The 21592-nt window shown below is 74.7% G+C and carries 21 protein-coding genes; 16 read left to right on the forward strand and 5 right to left on the reverse strand.

Features of this window, described 5'->3' with window-relative positions:
• Positions 1-178: 178 nt before the first annotated feature.
• The 13 genes from hisD (at position 179) to hisF (ending at position 11136) form a co-directional block, all read left to right on the forward strand.
• Positions 179-1501, forward strand: a complete 1323-nt coding sequence (gene hisD, locus ACIBTV_RS08495) for a histidinol dehydrogenase (protein ID WP_396703365.1) — start codon at positions 179-181, stop codon at positions 1499-1501.
• The gene (locus tag ACIBTV_RS08500) at positions 1498-2571 is read left to right on the forward strand and encodes a histidinol-phosphate transaminase (protein WP_396703366.1); all 1074 of its coding nucleotides are present in this window, start codon (positions 1498-1500) and stop codon (positions 2569-2571) included. The genes hisD and ACIBTV_RS08500 overlap by 4 nt, the downstream gene beginning before the upstream one ends.
• 55 nt (positions 2572-2626) lie before the next feature.
• Positions 2627-3238 (forward strand): imidazoleglycerol-phosphate dehydratase HisB, encoded by a 612-nt coding sequence (gene hisB, locus ACIBTV_RS08505; protein ID WP_396703367.1) that lies wholly within the window; start codon positions 2627-2629, stop codon positions 3236-3238.
• Between the two features lie 52 nt (positions 3239-3290).
• A complete protein-coding gene (locus ACIBTV_RS08510; RefSeq protein ID WP_396703368.1) occupies positions 3291-3464 on the forward strand; it encodes a hypothetical protein in 174 nt (57 codons plus the stop codon).
• A complete protein-coding gene (hisH, locus tag ACIBTV_RS08515) occupies positions 3461-4081 on the forward strand; it encodes an imidazole glycerol phosphate synthase subunit HisH (RefSeq protein ID WP_396703369.1) in 621 nt (206 codons plus the stop codon). The genes ACIBTV_RS08510 and hisH overlap by 4 nt, the downstream gene beginning before the upstream one ends.
• A 64-nt stretch (positions 4082-4145) precedes the next feature.
• Positions 4146-4469, forward strand: a complete 324-nt coding sequence (locus ACIBTV_RS08520; protein ID WP_396703370.1) for a hypothetical protein — start codon at positions 4146-4148, stop codon at positions 4467-4469.
• Positions 4470-4483: 14 nt separating this feature from the next.
• The gene (gene priA, locus ACIBTV_RS08525; protein ID WP_396703371.1) at positions 4484-5209 is read left to right on the forward strand and encodes a bifunctional 1-(5-phosphoribosyl)-5-((5-phosphoribosylamino)methylideneamino)imidazole-4-carboxamide isomerase/phosphoribosylanthranilate isomerase PriA; all 726 of its coding nucleotides are present in this window, start codon (positions 4484-4486) and stop codon (positions 5207-5209) included.
• Positions 5206-5595: a RidA family protein gene (locus ACIBTV_RS08530; RefSeq protein ID WP_396703372.1), complete on the forward strand. Its 390-nt coding sequence runs from the start codon at positions 5206-5208 to the stop codon at positions 5593-5595. The genes priA and ACIBTV_RS08530 overlap by 4 nt, the downstream gene beginning before the upstream one ends.
• A gap of 78 nt (positions 5596-5673) precedes the next feature.
• Positions 5674-8430 (forward strand): AAA family ATPase, encoded by a 2757-nt coding sequence (locus ACIBTV_RS08535; protein WP_396703373.1) that lies wholly within the window; start codon positions 5674-5676, stop codon positions 8428-8430.
• Between the two features lie 36 nt (positions 8431-8466).
• The gene (locus ACIBTV_RS08540) at positions 8467-8913 is read left to right on the forward strand and encodes a MarR family winged helix-turn-helix transcriptional regulator (protein WP_396703374.1); all 447 of its coding nucleotides are present in this window, start codon (positions 8467-8469) and stop codon (positions 8911-8913) included.
• Positions 8914-8918: 5 nt separating this feature from the next.
• Positions 8919-9344 carry an organic hydroperoxide resistance protein gene (locus tag ACIBTV_RS08545; RefSeq protein WP_396703506.1) on the forward strand — a complete coding sequence of 142 codons (426 nt, stop codon included), beginning with the start codon at positions 8919-8921 and terminating at the stop codon, positions 9342-9344.
• Entirely contained in the window at positions 9341-10342 is a 1002-nt protein-coding gene (locus ACIBTV_RS08550) for an NADP-dependent oxidoreductase (RefSeq protein ID WP_396703375.1), read from the forward strand. Before ACIBTV_RS08545 ends, ACIBTV_RS08550 begins: the two co-directional genes overlap by 4 nt.
• A gap of 26 nt (positions 10343-10368) precedes the next feature.
• Positions 10369-11136, forward strand: a complete 768-nt coding sequence (gene hisF / locus ACIBTV_RS08555; RefSeq protein WP_396703376.1) for an imidazole glycerol phosphate synthase subunit HisF — start codon at positions 10369-10371, stop codon at positions 11134-11136.
• A 41-nt stretch (positions 11137-11177) separates the two neighbouring features.
• Here hisF and ACIBTV_RS08560 read toward each other — a convergent pair whose 3' ends face one another.
• Together ACIBTV_RS08560 and ACIBTV_RS08565 are read right to left on the reverse strand one after the other, a co-directional pair.
• On the reverse strand, positions 11178-11639 hold the full coding sequence (locus tag ACIBTV_RS08560; RefSeq protein ID WP_396703377.1) for a hypothetical protein: 462 nt from the start codon (positions 11637-11639) through the stop codon (positions 11178-11180).
• Between the two features lie 99 nt (positions 11640-11738).
• Positions 11739-12392 carry a YitT family protein gene (locus tag ACIBTV_RS08565; protein WP_396703378.1) on the reverse strand — a complete coding sequence of 218 codons (654 nt, stop codon included), beginning with the start codon at positions 12390-12392 and terminating at the stop codon, positions 11739-11741.
• A gap of 58 nt (positions 12393-12450) precedes the next feature.
• Here ACIBTV_RS08565 and ACIBTV_RS08570 point away from each other — a divergent pair, with 58 nt between their 5' ends.
• Entirely contained in the window at positions 12451-13908 is a 1458-nt protein-coding gene (locus tag ACIBTV_RS08570; RefSeq protein ID WP_396703379.1) for a PLP-dependent aminotransferase family protein, read from the forward strand.
• A 51-nt stretch (positions 13909-13959) separates the two neighbouring features.
• Here the strand turns inward: ACIBTV_RS08570 and ACIBTV_RS08575 are convergent, their stop codons facing one another.
• The 3 genes from ACIBTV_RS08575 to ACIBTV_RS08585 all read right to left on the reverse strand — a co-directional run bounded on the left by ACIBTV_RS08575 (position 13960) and on the right by ACIBTV_RS08585 (position 17623).
• The gene (locus tag ACIBTV_RS08575; RefSeq protein WP_396703380.1) at positions 13960-15786 is read right to left on the reverse strand and encodes an AMP-dependent synthetase/ligase; all 1827 of its coding nucleotides are present in this window, start codon (positions 15784-15786) and stop codon (positions 13960-13962) included.
• 138 nt (positions 15787-15924) lie between these two features.
• Positions 15925-16869: a terpene synthase gene (locus ACIBTV_RS08580; protein ID WP_396703381.1), complete on the reverse strand. Its 945-nt coding sequence runs from the start codon at positions 16867-16869 to the stop codon at positions 15925-15927.
• Positions 16870-16993: 124 nt separating this feature from the next.
• Entirely contained in the window at positions 16994-17623 is a 630-nt protein-coding gene (locus ACIBTV_RS08585) for a TIGR03085 family metal-binding protein (RefSeq protein WP_396703382.1), read from the reverse strand.
• A 173-nt stretch (positions 17624-17796) separates the two neighbouring features.
• Between ACIBTV_RS08585 and ACIBTV_RS08590 the strand changes: the two genes are divergently transcribed.
• Together ACIBTV_RS08590 and ACIBTV_RS08595 are read left to right on the forward strand one after the other, a co-directional pair.
• Entirely contained in the window at positions 17797-19680 is a 1884-nt protein-coding gene (locus ACIBTV_RS08590) for an ABC transporter ATP-binding protein (RefSeq protein ID WP_396703383.1), read from the forward strand.
• A gap of 129 nt (positions 19681-19809) precedes the next feature.
• A complete protein-coding gene (locus tag ACIBTV_RS08595; protein ID WP_396703507.1) occupies positions 19810-21588 on the forward strand; it encodes an ABC transporter ATP-binding protein in 1779 nt (592 codons plus the stop codon).
• The last annotated feature ends 4 nt before the right edge of the window (positions 21589-21592 follow it).

The raw sequence follows: 21592 nt of genomic DNA on the forward strand, positions 1-21592 counted from the left end.
GTCCCGTGGCGTGGCCCGGCTCACCGTCTCCGGTGGGCGCGTGGGGCCGCCGGCGACGCTCGTGGCCACCGTCCCGGTGCGCCCCCGGGCAGGGGCCGGGCGGCACGTGGGCCGGCTCACCGTCCCGGCGTACGGGCGGTCCCGGCCTGCTCCGGACCGGCCGCCTAGACTCGCAAGGGTGTTGAATCGGATCGACCTGCGCGGCGGCGTCCGCGACCCCCGCCGCCTGCTGCCCCGTGCCCAGCTCGACGTGTCCGTGGCCGTCGAGCGGATCCGGCCCGTGGTGGAGTCGGTCCGCGACCATGGCTACCCGGCGATCCGGGAGGCGAGCGAGCGCTTCGACGGGATCTCGCCGGACGTGCTGCGGGTGCCCGCCGAGGCCATCGCCGAGGCGGAGGGCACCCTCGACCCGGAGGTCCGGGCGGCGCTGCTGGAGTCGATCAGCCGGGCCCGTCGCGTGCACGCCGACCAACGGCGCACCGACCACACCACCCAGGTGGTGCCCGGCGGCACGGTCACCGAGCGCTGGGTGCCGGTCGACCGGGTCGGGCTCTACGTCCCCGGTGGCCTCGCCATGTACCCGTCGACCGTGGTGATGAACGTGGTCCCGGCGCAGGAGGCCGGCGTCCGCTCGCTGGTGGTGGTGAGCCCGCCGCAGAAGGACAACGGTGGCCTACCCGACGCGCGGGTGCTCGCCGCGTGCGCGCTGCTCGGCGTGGACGAGGTCTACGCCGTCGGCGGCGCCCAGGCGGTGGCGATGCTCGCGTACGGGTCGGCCGTCGACGCGGCCGGCGAGGCGCACTGCGATCCCGTCGACATGATCACCGGCCCGGGCAACATCTGGGTCACCGCCGCCAAGCGGCTGCTGCGGGGCGTCGTCGGCATCGACGCCGAGGCCGGCCCGACCGAGATCGCCATCCTGGCCGACGACACGGCCGACCCGGCGCACGTCGCCGCCGACCTGATCAGCCAGGCCGAGCACGACCCGCTCGCCGCCAGTGTCCTGGTCACCCCGTCGCCGGCGCTGGTCGAGGCGGTGGAGCGGGAGCTGTCCCGGCAGGTGCCGGCCACCAAGCACGCCGAGCGGGTCACCACCGCCCTGACCGGTGAGCAGAGCGGCGTGGTGCTGGTGGACGACCTCACCGACGGGCTGCGGGTGGTCGACGCGTACGCGGCCGAGCACCTGGAGATCCAGACCCGGGACGCCCGCGAGTGGGCGCTGCGGGTGCGCAACGCCGGTGCCGTCTTCGTCGGCGCCTGGTCGCCGGTGTCCCTCGGCGACTACTGCGCCGGCTCCAACCACGTGCTGCCCACCGGCGGCTGCGCGCGGCACTCCTCCGGGCTGTCCGTGCAGTCCTTCCTGCGCGGCATCCACCTGGTGGAGTACACGCGGGATGCGCTGAGCGAGGTGGCCCCGCACGTGGTGACGCTGGCCAACGTGGAGGATCTGCCGGCGCACGGCCAGGCGGTGCGGGCGCGGTTCCCGGGGGCGGGCTCGTGACCACCCTCGACGACCTGCCGCTCCGCGACGACCTGCGCGGGCTGTCGCCGTACGGGGCGCCGCAGCTGGACGTGCCGGTGCGGCTCAACACCAACGAGAACTCCTACCCGGTGCCGGAGCCGGTGGCCGACGCGATCGGCAAGGCGCTCGCCGCGGAGCTGCGCGACCTCAACCGCTATCCGGACCGGGACGCCGTGGCGCTCCGCGCCGACCTGGCGGCCTACCTCGGTCACGGGCTCACCGTCGACCAGGTGTGGGCCGCCAACGGCTCCAACGAGATCCAGCAGCAGCTGCTCCAGGCGTTCGGCGGGCCGGGGCGTACGGCGCTCGGCTTCACGCCCGCGTACTCGATGCACCCGCTCCTGGCGCTCGGCACCGGTACCCGGTGGGTGCCCGCCCGGCGCGGCGTCGACTTCGGACTCACCGCCGACGAGGCGGTCGCCCAGGTCCACGAGCACCGGCCGGACGTGGTCTTCCTCTGCTCGCCGAACAACCCGACCGGCACGGCGCTGGACCCGGCCGTGGTCGCCGCGGTGCTGGACGCGGCGCCGGGCATGGTGGTGGTCGACGAGGCGTACGCGGAGTTCGCCCGTCCCGGCACGGTCAGCGCCCTCGCGGTGCTGCCCGGGCACCCCCGGCTGGTGGTGACCCGTACGATGAGCAAGGCGTTCGGCTTCGCCGGTGGGCGACTGGGCTACCTGGCCGCCGACGCGGCGGTGGTGCGGGCCGTGCAGCTGGTCCGGCTGCCCTACCACCTGTCGGCGCTCACCCAGGCCGCCGCGCGGGCCGCGCTGGCCCACCGTGACGCCCTCCTCGGCACGGTCGAGGCCATCAAGGAGCAGCGCGACCGGATCGTCGGCGAGCTGCGGGGGCGGGGCCTGCGGGTCGCGGACAGCGACGCCAACTTCGTGTTGTTCGAGGTGGGCGGCGACCAGGCCGCCACCTGGCGCGCCCTGCTGGACCGGGGCGTGCTGGTGCGCGACGTCGGCCTGCCCGGCTGGCTGCGCGTCACCGCCGGCACCCCCGCCGAGACCGACGCGTTCCTGGCCGCGATGGAGCAGCAGCGGTGACGGCAGTTCGAGCAGTCCGCGTACCAGCCCCGCAGTCGTGATGGAGAGGCAGGCAATGAGTCGTACCGCCCGGGTGGAGCGGGTCACCAAGGAGACCAAGGTCCTCGTCGAGGTGAACCTCGACGGCACCGGCGCCGCCGAGATCAGCACCGGGGTCGGCTTCTTCGACCACATGCTCCACCAGATCGCCCGGCACGGCGGCTTCGACCTGACCGTCCGCACCGTCGGTGACCTGGAGATCGACGCGCACCACACGATGGAGGACACCGCGCTCGCGCTGGGCGCCGCGCTCGACCAGGCGCTCGGCGACAAGGCCGGCATCCGGCGGTACGGCTCGGCCACCATCCCGATGGACGAGGTGCTGGTCCGGGCCGCCGTGGACCTCTCCGGCCGGCCGTACGTGCTGCACGACGAGCCGCCGCTGGCCCCGTACATCGGGCCGGTCTACCCGACGAGCATGACGCGGCACATCTTCGAGTCCCTCGGCCAGGCGGCCCGGATCACCCTGCACGTCGACGTGCTGCGGGCGGCCCGACCGGGCGGCCACCCGGACGCGCACCATGTGGTCGAGGCGCAGTTCAAGGCGGTCGCCCGGGCGTTGCGGGAGGCCACCGCGATCGACCCGCGGGCCGCGGGCGTGGTGCCCAGCACGAAGGGGGCGCTGTGACGGTCGCCGGGAACGCCGCGCGGGTCGCGGCCACGACGGGAAGGGCACCACGATGAGCTCGGCGCTGCCGATCCTGCTGCTGGTGCTGGCCGGGGTGCTGGTGGGCGGCGTCTGGTCGCTGTACCGGCAGGGCGCGCCGAAGGGTGCCCTGCTGCTCACCGCGCTGCTCGCCGTGCTGGCCACGGTCGGCGGGGTGCTCTGGCTGCTGCCGGGGGAGGGCCAGTGAGCCAGGTCGTCGTGCTCGACTACGGGTCGGGCAACCTGCGCTCGGCCGAGCGCGCGCTGGCCGCCGCGGGCGCCGACGTGCGGGTGACCGACGACTTGGCCGCGGCGGCCGCCGCCGATGGTCTGGTGGTGCCGGGTGTCGGCGCGTTCGCGGCGTGCATGGCCGGGATCGAGGCGCTCGGCGCGGGCCCGATGATCGCCGATCGGGTGGCCGCCGGCCGGCCGGTGCTCGGCATCTGCGTCGGCATGCAGGTGCTGTTCGAGCACGGCGACGAGCACGGCGTGGTCACCAAGGGGCTCGGTCTGCTGCCCGGCGGCGTCACGAAGCTCGCCGCGACCCGGCTGCCGCACATGGGCTGGAACACGGTGCGGGCGCCGCGCTCCTCGGTGCTCTTCGCCGGCCTGCCCGCCGAGAGCCGGTTCTACTTCGTCCACTCCTACGGTGTGGGTGACCCGGGGGCGCTGGCGGCGGCCGGTGCCACGGTGACCACCGCCCACCACGAGTCCGACTTCGTGGCCGCGGTCGAGCGGGGGCCGCTGTCCGCCGCCCAGTTCCACCCGGAGAAGTCCGCCGACACCGGCGCCGCGCTGCTGCGCAACTGGCTGGCCACGCTGTGACCGCCGGTGGCGGGCGGGTCCGTCGCCGCGGCCGGTCGTCGCGCGGTGTGGGCGGGGGGCGCGGATGAGCAAGGAGCGGGCCCGGCGCCGGGCGGCCCGCGAGGCCGAGTTGGCGCGGGAGCGTGCGGTGCGTCGGCGGCGGGTGGTCCGTCGCGAGCGTCGGCGGGCCCTGGTCCGGCGGCTCACACCCCGGGCGCGCCGCCGCAGCGCCGGCCGACTGGCCCGGTACAGCCGCGGTGAGCGGGCCGCTATCGTGCTGCTCACCCTGGCGGCGCTGTTCCTGATCTGGTCGCTCGTGGACGACCTGGCGCTGCGCGTGGCGCTGGCCGTGCTCCTGCTGCTCGCACTGCCGGCGATCGTGGTGATCGCCCTGGACCGTCGTACCTGACCGAGGAGAAGACGTTGAGCCTCACCCTGTTGCCCGCCGTGGACGTCGCCGACGGCCAGGCCGTCCGGCTCGTGCAGGGCGCCGCCGGTAGCGAGACCAGCTACGGCGACCCGCTGGAGGCGGCGCTGGCCTGGCAGCGCGACGGCGCGGAATGGATCCACCTGGTCGACCTGGACGCCGCGTTCGGGCGGGGCACCAACGCCCACCTGCTCGCCGAGGTGGTCCGCCAGCTCGACGTGAAGGTCGAGCTGTCCGGGGGCATCCGCGACGACGAGTCGCTGCTCGCGGCGTTGGGCACCGGGGCGGCCCGGGTCAACATCGGCACCGCCGCCCTGGAGGACCCGGCCTGGTGCGACCGGGTGGTCGGCGAGTACGGCGACCGCGTGGCGATCGGCCTGGACGTGCGTGGCCGTACGCTGGCCGCGCGGGGCTGGACCCGCGAGGGCGGTGACCTGTACGAGGTGCTGGAGCGGCTGGACAAGGCCGGTGCCAGCCGTTACGTGGTCACCGACATCACCAAGGACGGCACGATGCGCGGGCCGAACCTGGAGCTGCTGCGGGAGGTGTGCGCCCGCACCCAGGCGCCGGTGATCGCGTCCGGTGGCGTGTCCACGCTGGACGACCTGCGGGCGCTGGCGACCCTGGAGCCGATCGGCGTGGAGGGTGTCATCGCCGGCAAGGCGCTCTACGCGGGCGCCTTCACCGTGCGGCAGGCGCTCGACACGCTGGCCGCCGCGTGACCGTCACCCGGCTGGGGTCGGGCGGCCCGTGGGAGGCCACCTACGGCTACTCGCGGGTGGTCCGCGCCGGTGACCTGGCCTGGACGGCAGGCTGCACGTCCACGGTGGACGGGCTCGTGACCCACGTCGGGGACCCGGCCGCGCAGACCGCCCAGGCTCTGCGGATCGCGCTGGACGCGCTCGCCGAGGTGGGCGCCGAGCCGCGGGACGTGGTCCGCAGCCGGATGTACGTGACCGACCGCGCGCACGCCGACGAGGTGGGCCGGGCGCACAACGCGGTCTTCGGGGCGGTCCGCCCGGCCGCCACCCTGGTGGTGGTGGCCGGTCTGCTGGATCCGGAGCACCTGATCGAGGTGGAGCTGGAGGCGTACCTCGGCGATCGCTGAGCGCTGGTGGCCGGACGGGCCGTCCCGACCCGCCGGACGGTCCTCGACCCACTGGACGGGCGCTGCCAGACTGACCCGGTGAACGGGACGGCCATCGGTCGGGACGCGGTGGTGGACAGCGTCCGGCGGTCCCTGGGAGACGGCCGGCCGGTGCTGGTGGAGGGGCCGGCCGGGATCGGCAAGACGGTCGTGCTCCGGTCGCTGCTCGACGCCGCCGCCCGGGACGGCTGGCTGACCCTGCGTTGCGCCCCCACGGAGAGCGAGCGGGTGCTGCCGTTCGCGGCGCTCGCCGACCTGCTCGCGCCGCTCGCCGACCGGGTGTCGGCGCTGTCGGCGCCGCAGCGCGCCGCGCTGGCCGGTGTGCTGCTCAGTGGTGAGGTCACCGAGCCCGTCGACGAACGGGCGGTCGGGGCGGCCACCCGTGCGCTGCTCGACGCGGCGGCCACCGATCCGGCCTGGCCGCGGGTCCTGGTGGCGGTGGACGACGCGCCGTGGCTCGACCCACCGAGCGAACGCGCGCTGCGGTTCGCCCTGCGCCGGGTGGTGCCGCGCGTCGCCGTGCTGGTGACCGTGCGCGGTGACCGGCCGGACGGCGAGCCGGCGCCGCTCGGGTTGGAGCAGGAGGCGTTGGGCGCGCGGCTCGACCGGGTGGTGCTCGGCCCGCTCGGCGTCGGCGCCCTGCACCACGTGCTGAGGGTGCGGACCGGCACGGCGCTGCCCCGGCCGCTGCTGGTCCGGATCGCCGGGGAGTCCGGCGGGAATCCGCTGCTCGCGGTGGAGTTGGCCCGCGCGGTGCTGCGGCTGCCGCAGTTGCCGGCGCCGGGCACCGACCTGCCGGCCGCGCCGTCGCTGCGACAGCTGGTCGCCGACCGGCTGGACACCCTGCCGACGGCCACCCGGCACGCGATCCGTCTGGCCGCGCTCTGCGGGGTGCCCACGTTGAGCGGGTTGGCGCGGGCGGGGGTGTCGGCGGCCGACCTGGACGCGGCGGAGGAGGCCGGCCTGGTGGCGGTCACCGGTGACGTCGTGGGCTTCGCCCATCCGGTCTACGCCGCCGCCGTGCGCGCCGAGGTGCCGCCGGGCGTACGCCACCGGCTGCACCGGCTGCTCGCCGACACCGCCGCCGATCCGGACGAGCGGGCCCGTCAGCTGGCCCGTTGCGCCACGGCCCCCGACCTCGCGGCGGCGGTCGAGATCGCGGAGGCCGCCGCCCGGCAGCGGTCCCGGGGCGCGCCGGAGACGGCCGCCGGCCTGTACGACAGCGCGGCCCGGCTCGCCCCGCCGGACGCGGCCGCCGAGCACGCCCGGTGGCGGCTCGCCGCCGCGCAGTGCCGCTTCGACAGTGGCGACTACCCGGCCGCGAAGGCGGCCGCCGAACGCGCCGTCGACGAGTTGACCGGCCCGGCACGCGCGGAGGCGCTGCTGCTGCGGGCGGTCGTCGCGTGGAGCTCCGACGAGCCGGCCGAGACGGCGGTGGTCGCCGCCGAACGGGCCCTGGGGCTCGCCCCGGAGGGGTCGACGCTGGCCGGGCGGGTCCACGCCCACCTCGGCGTCTTCCACGACGCCCCGGATCCGGCGCGTTGGCACGCGGAGCGGGCGGTCGACCTGTTGGCGGAGAGCCCGCAGGACCGGCCGGTGCACGCCGCCGCGCTGTTGTTGCTGTTGTTCAACGAGGTGCGCGCCGGGTTGCCGGCCCGTACGGAGCTGTTGGACCGGGCGTTGGCCACCGAGGGTGAGGAGCCGTCGTGGCTGGCCGGCATCGTTCCGGCGATCTGGTGGAAGGCGCTCGACGAGCACGACCGGGCCCGGCAGCGGCTGCACCGGATGCTGGACCGGGCGTTCGCGCGCGGCGACGAGCCGTCGCAGCACGAGCTGCTGTGCCACCTCGGGGAGACGGAGCTGTTCGCGGGGCGGTGGGCGGACGCGGCGGCGCACCTCGCGACGGCCCGTGAGCTGGGCGAGCAGTACGGCGCCGACTCGGCCGGCGTGGTGTGGCTGGACGGGCTGCTGCTGGCCCACCGGGGGCGGCTGGCGGAGGCGAACCGGATCGCCGAGGAGGGCCTGCGCCGGGCCGCCGAGTTGGACGACCCGTGGCGGCGGCGGATCCACGAGCAGCTGGCCGGGTACGCGGCGCTGACCGGTGGGCGGCTGGCGGACGCCGCCCGGCACTACGGGGCGCTGGCCGGGATCGCCGACCGGCTCGGTCTGGTCGAGCCGCTGGCGCAGCGCTTCGAGCCGGACTGGTTGGAGGCGTGCGTCGGTGCGGGTGACCTGGCCACCGCGGAGGCGGTGTTGGACCGGCTCGCGGTGCGGCACCGGCGGCTGCCCCGGCCGTGGACGACGCTGGGTCTGGCGCGTAGCCGGGTGCTGCTGGCGGGTGCCCGGGGCCGGGACCCGGTCGACGAGCTGGCCGAGCTGGCCGCGGCGCGGGCGGCCGTACCGTCGGACGTGCTGCCGCTGGACCGGGCCCGCTGCCTGCTGGTCGCCGGGCTCGCGCACCGGCGGGCCCGCCGGCGGCGGGAGGCGCGGGAGGCGCTGGCGGGCGCGGCCGCCGAGTTCGACGCGCTCGGTGCGGCGGCGTTGGCGGCCCGGGCGCGCGCGGAGGCGGAGCGCACCGGCGGCCGCCCGGCCGCGCCACGCCAGTTGACCGGCACGGAGCTGGAGGTGGCCCGGCTCGCGGCGGCGGGCCGGACCAACCGGGTGATCGCCGACACCCTGTTCATCAGCCCGAAGACGGTGGAGGCGAACCTGGCCCGGGTGTACCGCAAGCTCGGGGTGACCAGCCGCGCCGAGCTGGGGGCGGTGATGGCGCGTGGCGGGGGCGCCGACGGTTAAGTTGTGCGCAATTAGATTGCCCGCCACGGTTGCCGGGTGGACGATGGCCTGGGTCTGCGCCGGCAGGTGTGCTTCGCGCTGTACGCGGCGTCGCGCGCGCTGACCGACGTCTACCGGCCCGTCCTCGACCCGGTCGGGCTCACCTACCCCCAGTACCTGGTGCTGCTCGTGCTCTGGGAACGCGACGGCGACGCCCCGAGCGTCTCCGCGCTCGGCGCCGAGCTGCGGCTCGACTCCGGCACACTCTCCCCGCTGCTCAAGCGGCTGGAGGGGGCGGGGTTGGTCGTCCGCCGCCGCGCGAGCGACGACGAGCGGCGCGTCGAGGTGGAGCTGACCGAGGCCGGACGGGCGCTGCGGCATCGGGTGGCGGACGTGCCGGCGCGCGTCGCCCGGGCCACCGGGCTCGGCGTGGACGAGCTGGTCGCCCTCCGCGACACCCTCACCCGGGTCACCGAGACCATTCACCAACATAAGGAGCAGTGATCCCCGTGCAGGTCCTCTACACCGCGTCGGCCCGGGCCGACGGCGACGGCCGCGACGGCCACGTCAGCACCTCCGACGGCACCCTCGACCTCGACCTCGCGGTGCCGAAGGAGATGGGTGGGGCGGGCGGCGCCGCCAACCCGGAGCAGCTCTTCGCCGCCGGTTACGCGGCCTGCTTCCACTCGGCGCTGCGGGTGGCCGGTCGCCGGGCCAAGGCCGACGTCACCGGCTCCGTGGTCGAGGCGCAGGTCGGCATCGGCCCGAACGGCGCGGGCGGCTTCGGGCTGACCGTCACGCTCGTGGTCGACCTGCCCGCCGTCGAGCGCGCCGCCGCCGAGGAGCTGGTGGCCGCCGCGCACCAGGTCTGCCCCTACTCCAACGCCACCCGCGGCAACATCGAGGTCGGGCTCACCGTGCGGGAGGCGGCGTGAGCGAGGTCAACCGGGAGATCCACCTGGCGTCCCGCCCCACCGGCTGGCCGACCGCCGACAACTTCCGGCTGGTCGAGACCGAGCTGCCCAAGCCCGGCCCGGGTCAGCTGCTGGTCCGCAACCGGTACATGTCGGTCGACCCGTACATGCGGGGGCGGATGAACGACGTCAAGTCGTACGTGCCGCCGTACCCGCTCGACGCGCCGCTCGACGGTGGCGCGGTCGGCGAGGTGGTGGCCGCTGAGGCCGACGGGTTCGCCCCCGGCGACGTCGTGCTGCACGGTCTCGGCTGGCGCGAGTACGCGCTCGTCGAGGCCCGCTCCGCCCGGATCGTCGACCCGGACCTGGCGCCGGTGACGGCCTACCTGGGTGTGCTCGGCATGACCGGGCTGACCGCGTACGCCGGGCTGCTCGACGTGGCCGCCATGCAGCCCGGGGAGACGGTCTTCGTCTCCGCCGCGGCGGGCGCGGTGGGCAGCCTGGTCGGCCAGATCGCCACGCTCAAGGGCGCCGCCCGCGTGGTCGGCAGCGCCGGCTCGGCGGAGAAGGTCGCGCGGCTGCGGTCGCTCGGCTTCGACGCCGCGTTCGACTACCACGACGGCCCGGTCCGCGACGCGCTGAGGGCCGCCGCGCCCGAGGGGATCGACGTCTACTTCGACAACGTCGGCGGCGACCACCTGGAGGCCGCGATCTCGGCGCTGCGCCCGCACGGCCGGGCGGCGATCTGCGGCATGATCTCCCAGTACAACAGCGCCGAGCCGCCGGCCGCGCCGCGCAACCTGGCGATGGTCATCGGCAAGCGGCTCACCCTGCGCGGGTTCCTGGTGCGCGACCACGAGCCGCTGCGTGAGCAGTTCGTCCGCGAGATGTCCGGCTGGCTGCGCGAGGGTCGCCTGTCGTACGACGAGACGGTCGTGGACGGCATCGAGAACGCCCCGGCGGCGTTCCTCGGCCTGCTCCGGGGCGAGAACCTCGGCAAGATGCTGGTCCGGCTGTGACGTCGGCGGCGGGATAGGCTCGACCCATGACGGTGGCGGTACGGGTCATCCCCTGTCTGGACGTGGACGCCGGGCGGGTCGTGAAGGGTGTCAACTTCCTCGACCTGCGTGACGCCGGCGACCCGGTCGAGCTGGCCGCGGCGTACGACCGGGCCGGGGCCGACGAGCTGACCTTCCTCGACGTCACCGCGTCGAGCAGTGACCGCGGCACCATGCTCGACGTGGTGCGCCGCACCGCCGAGTCGGTCTTCATCCCGCTGACCGTCGGTGGCGGGGTCCGCCAGGTCGCCGACGTCGACACCCTGCTGCGCGCCGGGGCGGACAAGGTCGGGGTCAACACCGCCGCGATCGCCCGGCCGGAGCTGATCGCCGAGATCGCCGACCGGTTCGGGCGCCAGGTGCTCGTCCTCTCGCTGGACGTGCGCCGGGCGCCCGCCGGCACCACCGCGAGCGGCTTCGAGGTGACCACCCACGGCGGCCGCCGGGGGACCGGGCTGGACGCGATCGAGTGGGCCCGGCGCGGCGCCGAGCTGGGCGCCGGGGAGTTGCTGCTCAACTCGATGGACGCCGACGGCACCAAGGCCGGCTTCGACCTGGAGCTGATCGCCGCGGTCCGCCGGGTGGTGGACGTGCCGGTGGTGGCCAGCGGTGGCGCCGGGGAGGTCGCGCACTTCCCGCCGGCCGTCAGCGCCGGCGCGGACGCGGTGCTGGCCGCCAGCGTCTTCCACTTCGGTGAGCTGACCGTCGCCGAGGTCAAGGACGCCCTGCGCCACCGGGGACACCCCGTCCGCTGACCGCCCGGGCCGGTCAGCCGGGTGCCGGCGGCCGGGGTCGGTCAGTCACGCCCGGCGTGCCCCTCCGGTGAGCGGCGCGGGCGGGGCAGCGACCGGACGACGTACTCCTGTACGGCCGCCGCGTGGTCGGCCTCATCGAGCGTCCAGTCGGCGCTGCCGGGCACGTGCCGGCGGCTCAGCACGCCCTGCACGGTGTCCACGGTGGTCGCCAGCCCGGCGCTGGGTCGGCTGCGCCAGAGCCGCTCACCCTCGGCCGTGATCCGGAACCAGCCGTCGGTGACGCTGACCAGCCCGGCGCCGAGGAGCCGGCGGACGGCCGCCTCCACCTCGTGACGGTCCGGTATGGACCGGTTGAGATGGTCGGCGGTGGAGAGCACGTCCGCGAGGCGTACGCCCTCGGGGCGGCGGCTGGACGCGGCCCGGCGGTGCCGGCCGGCGCCGCTCGCGATGACCAACGACACGAAGATCCAGGCGTCGCTTCGACGCCATCCGCTCTCCTCCATGCAGTGATGATGCCGGGGTGGATCGCGGAAGGGAACACCCGTCCACCGTGAGCAACGGCATCACCACGACAGCGGATCGGCGTGAACCGGGCCGGTCGGTCAGCTCGCCGGCTGCGGCGCGACCGGGCCCGCGGCGGTGACCTCCGGGTCCGCGACGGCGAAGATCGGGATGAACAGCTGGGCCAGCGGGCCGATGCTCAGGGCGTACGCGACGGTGCCGACGCCGACGGTGCCGCCGAGCAGCCAGCCGAGCGCGAGGACGGTGACCTCGATCACCGTGCGCACCAGCCGGATCGACCGACCGGGCCGGCGGGCGACGTAGCCGGTCATCAGGCCGTCGCGCGGGCCGGGGCCGAGCCGGGCGCCGAGGTAGAGGCCGGTGGCCGCGCCGTTGGCGACGATGCCGACGACGAGCGCGCCGATCCGGACCCAGAGCGGGCCGCCGGCCGGCAGTAGCGCGAGCGTCGCGTCGACGACGAGCCCGATCACCACCACGTTGCTGACCGTGCCGAGCCCGGGACGCTGGCGCAGCGGGATCCACAGCAGCAGCACGAGCGCGCCGACGGCGATGGTCACCGTGCCGAAGGAGAGCCCGGTGATCCTCGACAGTCCCTGGTGGAACACGTCCCACGGGTCGAGGCCCAGCCCCGAGCGGATCATCAGGGCCATGCTGACGCCGTAGAGGGCCAGCCCGACGTAGAGCTGGGTCAGCCGCCGCGCCGGCCGGTGCCGGAGATTGCCAATCGCTGCCATGCATGCCACCCTAGGTGCCAATTCGCCGAGCAGAAGAGCCAATCTCGGAGGAGTGGCCATGACAAGTCAGGTGCGCGGAGTCCAATTGGCTCGGCTGCTCGGCCAGTGGCACGCCCTCCCCGGCCGCCGTCGCAGCCCCGACTACGCCGCGCTCGCCGGCGCCGTCCGCGGCCTGCTCGCCGACGGGCGGCTGCCGCTCGGCGTGCGGCTGCCCGCTGAACGCGAGCTGGCGGAGGCGCTGCGGATCAGCCGCACCACGGTCACCGCCGCGTACCGGCAGCTGCGGGAGAGCGGCCACCTGGCCAGCCGCCGGGGCGCGGGCAGCTGGACGATGCTCCCCGGCAACCACCGGGTGGCCAGCTCCGGGCTGTGGACCCCGCTGGACGACCTGGACATGATCGACCTCGGCTGTGCCGCGCTCTCCGCGCCGCCGCAGCTCGTGCCGGCCGCTCGCGCCGCCGCCGAGGACCTGCCCCGCTACCTGTGCGGCGCCGGCTACCACCCGACCGGGATCGTCGAGCTTCGGGAGGCGGTCGCCGACTCGTACAGCGCCCGGGGCCTGCCGACCTCACCCGACCAGATCATGGTCACCAGCGGCACCCAGCACGCCCTCGACCTCGTCCTGCGGCTGGCCCTGGCGCCCGGCGGCAGCGTGCTGGTCGAGTCCCCCACCTACCCCAACGCGCTCGCCGCGCTGGCGGCCCGCCGCGCCCGGATCACCACCCACGGCCTCGCCGCCGACGGCGCCGGCTGGGACGCCGACCTGCTGCTCGGCAGCCTCCGGCAGTCCCGGCCGAAGCTGGCCTACCTGATCCCGGAGTTCCACAACCCCACCGGACACCTGATGCCGGCCGACCTGCGCGAGCGGGTCGTCGCCGCCGCCCACGCCGCCGGCACGGATCTGGTGGTGGACGAGTCCTTCGTGGACCTGCCGCTGGACGGCACCCCGTTGCCCCCGCCCGTCGCGACCTTCGACCGGCACTCCCGGGTGATCTCCATCGGCGGGATGAGCAAGCCCTACTGGGGTGGCCTGCGGATCGGCTGGGTGCGCGCGTCCGCCCCGCAGGTCCAGCGCCTCGCCGCGGCCCGGGTGGGTGTCGACATGGCCAGCCCGGTGCTGGACCAGCTGGTCGCCGTGCACCTGCTGGCCGACGCGCCGGCCATCGTGTCGGCCCGACGGGCGCAGCTCACGGCGCAGCGGGACGCCCTGCTGGGGGCGCTCGCGCAGCGGTTGCCGGACTGGCGGGTGACCGTGCCGCGCGGCGGGGTGACGCTCTGGGCCGAGCTGGACGGGCCGATCTCGAGCGCGCTGGCGCGCGCTGCCGAGGAGGTCGGCGTCCGGTTGGCGCCCGGCCCCCGGTTCGGGCTCGACGGCACCCTCGAACGGTTCCTGCGGCTGCCGTTCACCCTGCCGGCGAGCGATCTCGTCGAGGCCGTCGATCGGATCGCCAGCGTCCGCTACGACCTGGACCGGGCCGCCCGTCCGCAGTGGCGGGAGCCCGTCGTCATCGCCTGAGACGCGACGGTGGCCCGCCTCGGGGGAGGGCGAGCCACCGTCGCGCCGGCGTCACAGCTCGGCGAGCGTGCCCTCGTACATCTTGTCGATCTCGGCGGAGAAGTTGCTCTCCACACCCCGGCGCTTGATCTTCAGCGACGGGGTGATCTCGCCGTGCTCGATCGTCAGGTCCCGCGGCAGGATGGTGACCTTCTTGATGGTCTCCCAGCGGTTGAGCTTGGCGTTGAGCTGGGCGACGTACTCCTCGACCATCGCCTGCGCCTCCGGCGAGGAGACGATCGTGGTGTAGTCGCGGCCCTCCAGCGGCGTGCCCGCGGCCCAGCCCTTGACCGCGTCCGGGTCGAGGGTGACCAGCATCGTGCAGTAGTTGCGGGCCTGGCCGATCACCACCGCCTGCGAGGTGTACGGGCAGATGGCCTTGAACATGCCCTCGATGTGTGAGGGGGCGATGTATTTGCCGCCCGACGTCTTGACCAGGTCCTTCTTCCGGTCGGTGATGCGCAGGTAGCCCTGCTCGTCGAGGGTGCCGATGTCGCCGGTGCGGAAGAACCCGTCCTCGGTGAACGCGGCCGCGGTCTCCTCGGGCAGGTTGTGGTAGCCGCGCATGACCGGGCGGCCGCGCAGCAGGATCTCGCCGTCGGTGTCGATCCGGCACTCCAGGTCGCCCATCGCGGTGCCGACCGTGCCGATCCGCAAGCCCTCCGGCGGATTGACGAAGTTGCCCGCGCTGGTCTCGGTGAGCCCGTAACCCTCGGAGATCGGCAGGTTGGCCGCGGCGAAGAACGTGGCGATCTCCGGGCTCAGCGGGGCCGCGCCGGAGACGAGCACCCGGATGCGGCCGCCGAGGCGGGCCTGAAGCTTGCTGAACACCAGCTTCTCGGCCACCCGGTAGCGCAGCTTCAACCCCGCCGGCACCGGCTTGCCGGCCTGCTCCAGGGCGACCTTCTCCTTGCCGACCTCGACCGCCCAGGCGAAGATCTTGGCCTTCGCGCCGCCGGCGTCCTGGGCCGTGGTGACGGACTTGTTGTAGACCTTCTCGAAGACCCGGGGGGCGCCGCACATCAGCGTCGGCTGGACGACACCGAGCATGTCGACCAGTCGGTCGACGCGTCCGTCGACGTACGTGGGCAGACCGACGTGGGTCGCGCCGCAGAGCAGCGTCTTGCCGAACGAGTGCGACAGCGGCAGCCAGAGGTACTGCAGGTCGTTCTCGCGGAGCAGTCCCAGCTCGGCCTGGGCCACGCCCTCCCAGCACCAGCCGCCGTGCAGCAGCTCGACACCCTTCGGTCGACCCGTGGTGCCGGAGGTGTAGATCAGGGTGGCGAGGTGGTCGGGGCCGATCCCGGCGACGATCATCTCGATGAGATCGGGCTCGGCGCGCAGCGCCCGCTCGCCCCGCTCCTCCAGGTCGGCGAGGGTGAGCTGGGGGACGACCGCGGCGGGGTCGGGGGAGCCGTCGATGAGGACCACGTGGGTCAGCGCGGGCAGCTCGGCGCCGGCGATCTTGCTCGCCTGGGCGGGGTTCTCGGCGAACAGCACGCGGGAACCGGAGTCGGCGATGATGTAGGTCGCGTCGTCCGGCTCGGTGGTCGGGTAGACGGTCGTCGTCGCGCCGCCGGCGCACATGATGCCGAAATCGGCGAGCACCCACTCCAGTCGGGTGTTGGCGAGGATCGCGACCGGGTCCTCCAGGCCCACGCCGAGGCCGTGCAGTCCGGCAGCGATCGCCCTGGCCCGGTGCCCCACCTGCTCCCAGGTCAGCCAGACCGGGCCGGAGTCGTCGGCGGCCGGGTGGGCGAAGGCGTGCCGGTCGGGGCTCGCCGCCACGCGCTTGAGGAACATGTCGGGGATGGAACGGTACGGTACATCGAGAGCCATCGCTGTGCCGCCTTCAGGGGTGGGGCGTGACGGTCGTCACGTCCATGGTGGTTACCGAAGGGTATTGGGTCACGCCCCGTCACGGCTAGCCCCGGTGATCGTCCGAGGGGGCCGCCCCGACAGGCGGAACGGCCCGGGTCAGGCATACCGCGCGGCGACCAGCGACCAGTCGTAGGTGGCCCGGATCCAGTTGCGCCGGGCGGTCAGCACCGGCCGCAGCGTCTCGTCCCCGGTCGCGAGCAGGTCCGTCTCCGCGACCAGGTACGCCTCGAGCGTGTCGTTGAACCGGTCCGCGGCCGCCCGTAGCGCGCCGGCCTCGTCCTGCCCCGACTCCCGCGCGATCACCGTGACCAGGTTGTGCCCGTCCGGCGCGGTGCGCTCCTTGCCGTAGGAGAAGACGTCGTTGCACCAGCAGACGAGGTCGGCCGCGAGGGTGTCGACGGTGAGCAGCCCCGGGTCGGTGCGCACCGCCGCGCCGGGTAGCCCGTTCAGGGCGAGGTCGGTCAGGGCGAAGCTGGGGTGGACGCCCCCGGTGTGCCGGCGCATCTGCACGTACTCGGCCACGCCCGGAGCCCGCCGGTGCTCCCGGTTGGCGGCCTCCCAGAGCAGGGCCAGCAGGTAGTCCCGCACTCGGCTGACGAACCGCAGCAGGAGGTCCGACCGCTGGTGGGCGCGGACCCGGCGGCAGAGGTCGTGCAGCGCGGCGCCGAGCGGCCCGGCCGCGGACGGGGCGGTCGGCGCCGCGCCCTGTCCGTCCAGCACGTCGAGCAGCGCCGCCACGACCGGCGCCAACCGGGTGGGTGCCTCGCCCAGGCCGTCCTCGTCGCAGGCGTCGTCCATCACGAAGAGCCACGACACCAGGTCGGCCAGGAGTCGGACGCGCTCGACCGGCCCATCGGGGCAGGCCCGGGCGGCCAGGCCGGCGGCGTCGGCGCGCCGTAACCGGCTCAACCGGTGACCGGAACTGATCAGGTCGAAGCTCTCCACCCATCCGGCCGTCTCGCCGGCCAGCAGTTCGATCCCGTCATGGCGCCGTGCGGGAAAGGGGGGTTCCCGCAGCGCCGAGACCGCGAAGGTCCGCATGATGCTCCCAATCCGCGCCGTCTCGGAGTCATGTGGCCCGAAAAGCGTACGGGAGTTCGGATCGGTGCGGATCGTTGGGTGCGCCTATCGGGCGAACGGTGCGTGACCGATTGTGCGCAGCGTGTTACATCCCCAGGTCGGCGCCGCGCAGTCGCTGCGCCGCGGTCGCCGCCCCGTCCAACTGGACCCGGGCGACCCGCTGCCGACCGGAAAGGAACAGCGTCAACTCACCGGGCGCCCCGACCACCCGCAATGGCTCGCCACCACGGCCGACGGAGAGCTCGCCGAAGCCGGGCGCCTGCACGTAGAGGTCGGCGGGGAACCGGCGCAGCGCCAGCCGGGCCAGCGGCGCGGTCCGCCGCCAGAGCGTGGACTGCAGGCCGGCGTCCAGGTCCCGGGGCAGCCACCCCGGCCGGGCCCGGCGCACGTCCTCGTGGTGGATGAAGAACTCCATGGTGTTGGTGAGCCCGTCGACGAGCGGGTTGCTCACCGGGCTCCAGACCGGCGGCCGGCGCACCTGGGCCACCAACTCGTCGTAGGGCCGGGCCGCGATCCGCCGCCGGACGCGCTCGGCGTACCCCCGCAGGGGCGGGAGCAGGAGGCCGCCGGCGGCGTCCGGGCGGCGTTCCCGCAGCACCAGGTGCGCGGCGAGGTCGCGGGTGAGCCACCCCTCGGCCACGGTCGGCGCGTCCGGACCGACGGTGAGCAGCAGATCGGCCAGCGCTTCGCGCTCGACTCGGGCGTACCGGGACATGCCCCCGATCGTAGGCGCGGACGCCGCCGTCGGCTCGGCCGCCGCGACCGGCCCGCTGCCGCGGCCAACCTACCGGTGCGTACGTGACCGTCGACATATCCGCTCGGTCGGCGGGGCCCGGCCCCGAGCGGTAAGGATGGAGGAGATAATTGTTGCTTACGGCGGGGGAGAGCGTGGCGAGCGGGACAAGTCGGGACGTGCTCGGCCGGGGGTTCGCGGTTCTCGGGCGGGCGATCCGGGAGCAGCCACGGATCTTCGCGGTGGCGGTGACCGGCAGCGTGCTCTTCGGCGGCATGGTGGTGGTCAGCGCGTACGTGGTCGGCGCGGTGGTCGGTGACGTCGTCGTCCCCGCCGTGGCGCGCGGCTCGGTGGGCGTGGCCACGCTCGCCCTGGCCGCCGCCGCGCTGTTCGGCATCAGCGTGGTGCGCGTCGTCGGCATCTTCGGCCGCCGGCTCGGCGCCGGCTACATGCAGTACCGCCTCCAGGCGGACTACCGCCGCCGGGTCACCCGCCGCTACCTCGACCTGCCGCTGTCGTGGCACCACCGCAACGCGACCGGCACCCTGCTCTCCAACGCGAACTCCGACGTCGAGGCCGCCTGGTACCCGATCGCGCCGCTGCCGTTCGCGGTCGGCACGCTGGTCATGCTGGTCGGCGCCGTCGCCTCCCTCTTCGCCACCGACTGGGCGCTCGCCCTGGTCGGGTTGACCGTCTTCCCGGCGCTGTTCGCGCTGAACGTCGTCTACTCCCGGCGCATGGCGCCCCGCCAGGCCCGCGCGCAGCGGCTGCGCGCCGAGGTGAGCGGCATCGCCCACGAGAGTTTCGACGGTGCCCTGGTGGTGAAGACGATGGGCCGGGAGGCCCAGGAGACCGCCCGGTTCGCCGGTCGCGCCGGGGAGCTGCGGGACGCGCTGATCGCCGTCGGCCGCCTGCGCGGCGTCTTCGACCCGATGCTGGAGACCCTGCCCAGCCTCGGCACCCTCGCGGTGCTGGTGGTCGGCGCGTTCCGGCTGCGGCAGGGCGCCATCAGCGTGACCGAGCTGGTGAGCGTGGCGTTCCTGTTCACCGTGCTGGCCTTCCCGGTGCGGGCGATCGGCTGGGTGCTGGCCGAGATGCCGCGCAGCGTCGCCGGCTGGGACCGGGTCCGCCGGGTTCTCGACGCCACCGGCGAGATGCCGTACGGCGACCAGGAGCTCGACCCGGCCGACCCCGCGCCGGCCACGCTGTCCTTCCGCGACGTCCACTTCGGGTACGAGCCCGCCGAGGCGCACCTGCCCGGCACCGAGGTGCTCGGCGAGGTCACCTTCACGGTCCCCGCCGGCCGGACGGTCGCGCTGGTCGGGCCCACCGGCGCCGGCAAGTCCACCATCGCGTCGCTGGCGGTCCGCCTGGTCGACCCGGCGGCCGGCACCGTCGCCCTGGACGGGGTGGACGTCCGGCGGCTCACGGCCGCGTCGCTGGCGCGCACCGCCGCGCTGGTCGCCCAGGTGCCGTTCGTCTTCGACGACACGGTCCGTGCCAACATCACGCTGGACCGGCCGGGCCTCGGCGACGAGGACGTCTGGGCGGCCCTGCGGCTGGCCGAGGCGGACGGCTTCGTCGCCGCCCTTCCGGACGGGCTCGACACGATGGTCGGTGAGCGTGGCACCTCGCTCTCCGGCGGGCAGCGGCAGCGGCTGACGCTGGCCCGGGCGCTCGCCGGCCGCCCGCGCCTGCTGGTGCTCGACGACGCGACCAGCGCCGTCGACCCGCGGGTGGAGGCCGCCATCCTGGCGGGCCTGCGCGCCGCGGACCGGTCCGGTGCGGCCGCCACGTCGATCCTGGTGGTCGCCTACCGGCGGGCCACGATCGCGCTCGCCGACGAGGTGATCTACCTCGAACAGGGGCGGGTGGTGGCCCGGGGCACCCACACCGAGCTGCTCGCCACCGTGCCCGGCTACGCCGACCTGGTCACCGCCTACGAGCAGGCCGAGGTGGAGCGGTCGGCCGCGGAGCAGCCCTACGACGAGGACGTGGCGCCGCTGCCGTCGGGCCTCGAAATGGAGGTGGACCGGTGAGCGCGAGGAGTGCAGCGAAGCGGAGCCCCGCAGTCGCGAACGAAGAGGTGGACCGGTGAGCGCGAGGAGTGCAGCGAAGCGGAGCCCCGCAGTCGCGAACGAAGAGGTGGACCGGTGAGCGCGAGTGCGGTGAAGGACGCGGAGGGGCGGCCGGAGGAGGTCGAGACGACCTGGCGGACGCTGCGGCGGGGCCTGGCCCTCTCCCCGGAGCTGCGCACCGGCCTGCTCGGCACCCTGGCGCTGGCGTTGGTCTACATGGTGGGCCGAGTGGCGGTGCCGGTGGCCGTGCAGCAGGGCATCGACAACGGCATCGTCGGCGGACTGGACCTGGACGTGGTCTGGACCGTCGTCGCGGTGACCGCGGCGATCCTGGTGGTCACCACGCTCTGCGGGTACCTGATGATGCGCCGCCTGTTCACGGTGAGCGAGACCGCGCTGGCGAACGTCCGGACCCGGGCGTTCCGGCACGTTCACGACCTGTCGATGCTGCACCAGCAGTCGGAGCGGCGCGGTTCGCTGGTCTCCCGGGTCACCAGCGACGTCGACCAGATCACCCAGTTCCTCCAATGGGGCGGCGTGATCCTGCTGGTGAACCTCGGTCAGCTGCTGGTCACGACGATCGTGATGCTGGCGTACTCCTGGCAGTTGACGCTGGTGGTGTTCGCCGCGTTCCTGCCGGCGGTGTTCGTGATCCGGGTGCTCCAGCGCCGGCTCGGCGCGGCGTACGGGCTGGTGCGGCAGCGCACCGGCACGCTGCTGGGGACGATCGCGGAGAGTGTGGTGGGCGCGCCGGTGATCCGCGCGTACGGGATCGCGGGGCGTACCGCGCGGCGGCTGGACGCGGCGATCGACGGGCAGCAGCGGGCGCAGCAGCGGGCCATCCGGATCAGCATCATGGGCAGTTCGGTGGGCGAGTTGGCCGCCGGGCTGGCGCTGGCCGGCGTGGTGGTGCTCGGGGTCACCCTGGGGGTCGGCGGCACGCTCTCCATCGGTCAGCTGACCGCGTTCCTGTTCCTGGTGACCCTGTTCATCCAGCCGGTGCAGATCGCCACCGAGGTGCTCAACGAGGCGCAGAACGCGATCGCCGGTTGGCGGCGGGTGCTGGACGTGCTGGACGTCGCGCCGGACGTGGCCGATCCCGGCGAGCAGGGTCGGGACCTGCCGGCCGGGCCGCTGGACATCCGCTTCGCCGGGGTGGGGTTCGCCTATCCGGGCGGTGCGCCGGTGCTGCACGACATCGACGTGGAGATTCCGGCGAAGAGCCGGGTGGCGGTGGTGGGCGAGACCGGCAGCGGGAAGACCACCTTCGCCAAGCTGCTCACCCGGCTGATGGATCCCACCGAGGGCGCCGTGCTGCTCTCCGGCGTGCCGCTGGACGACGTGCGGTTCGCGTCGCTGCGGGCGCGGGTGGTGATGGTGCCGCAGGACGGGTTCCTCTTCGACGCCACGGTGGGGGAGAACGTCCGCTTCGCCCGACCCGAGCTGACCGACGCGCAGCTCACCACGGCCTTCGTCGAGCTGGGCCTGGGCGATTGGCTGGACGGGCTGCCGGCCGGCCTGGACACCCCGGTGGGGGAGCGGGGCGAGGCGCTGAGCGTGGGGGAGCGGCAGCTGGTCGCGTTGGCCCGCGCGTACGTGGCCGACCCGGACCTGCTGGTGCTGGACGAGGCGACCAGCGCGGTCGACCCGGCCACGGAGGTGCGTCTGCAGCGCACCCTGGACGCGGTGACCCGGGGTCGGACGACCCTGGCGATCGCCCACCGGCTCTCCACGGCGCAGGCGGCGGACGAGGTGATCGTGGTGGACCGGGGCCGGATCGTGCAGCGCGGCCCGCACGACGAGTTGGTCCGCGACCCGGAGTCGACGTACGGGCTGCTCTACGCCTCCTGGCTGGAGCAGACCCGCTGATTCC

The organism is Micromonospora sp. NPDC049366, from assembly GCF_044466625.1.
In the GTDB taxonomy this organism is placed as follows: Bacteria; Actinomycetota; Actinomycetes; order Mycobacteriales; family Micromonosporaceae; genus Micromonospora.

Excerpts from the sequence above, each read along its gene's own strand:
- hisB (WP_396703367.1), top strand. The coding sequence starts at position 2,627 with ATGAGTCGTACCGCCCGGGTGGAGCGGGTCACCAAGGAGACCAAGGTC.
- ACIBTV_RS08510 (WP_396703368.1), top strand. The coding sequence starts at position 3,291 with ATGAGCTCGGCGCTGCCGATCCTGCTGCTGGTGCTGGCCGGGGTGCTG.
- ACIBTV_RS08520 (WP_396703370.1), top strand. The coding sequence starts at position 4,146 with ATGAGCAAGGAGCGGGCCCGGCGCCGGGCGGCCCGCGAGGCCGAGTTG.
- hisF (WP_396703376.1), top strand. The coding sequence starts at position 10,369 with ATGACGGTGGCGGTACGGGTCATCCCCTGTCTGGACGTGGACGCCGGG.
- ACIBTV_RS08560 (WP_396703377.1), bottom strand. The coding sequence starts at position 11,639 with ATGGAGGAGAGCGGATGGCGTCGAAGCGACGCCTGGATCTTCGTGTCG.
- ACIBTV_RS08565 (WP_396703378.1), bottom strand. The coding sequence starts at position 12,392 with ATGGCAGCGATTGGCAATCTCCGGCACCGGCCGGCGCGGCGGCTGACC.
- ACIBTV_RS08570 (WP_396703379.1), top strand. The coding sequence starts at position 12,451 with ATGACAAGTCAGGTGCGCGGAGTCCAATTGGCTCGGCTGCTCGGCCAG.
- ACIBTV_RS08575 (WP_396703380.1), bottom strand. The coding sequence starts at position 15,786 with ATGGCTCTCGATGTACCGTACCGTTCCATCCCCGACATGTTCCTCAAG.
- ACIBTV_RS08580 (WP_396703381.1), bottom strand. The coding sequence starts at position 16,869 with ATGCGGACCTTCGCGGTCTCGGCGCTGCGGGAACCCCCCTTTCCCGCA.
- ACIBTV_RS08585 (WP_396703382.1), bottom strand. The coding sequence starts at position 17,623 with ATGTCCCGGTACGCCCGAGTCGAGCGCGAAGCGCTGGCCGATCTGCTG.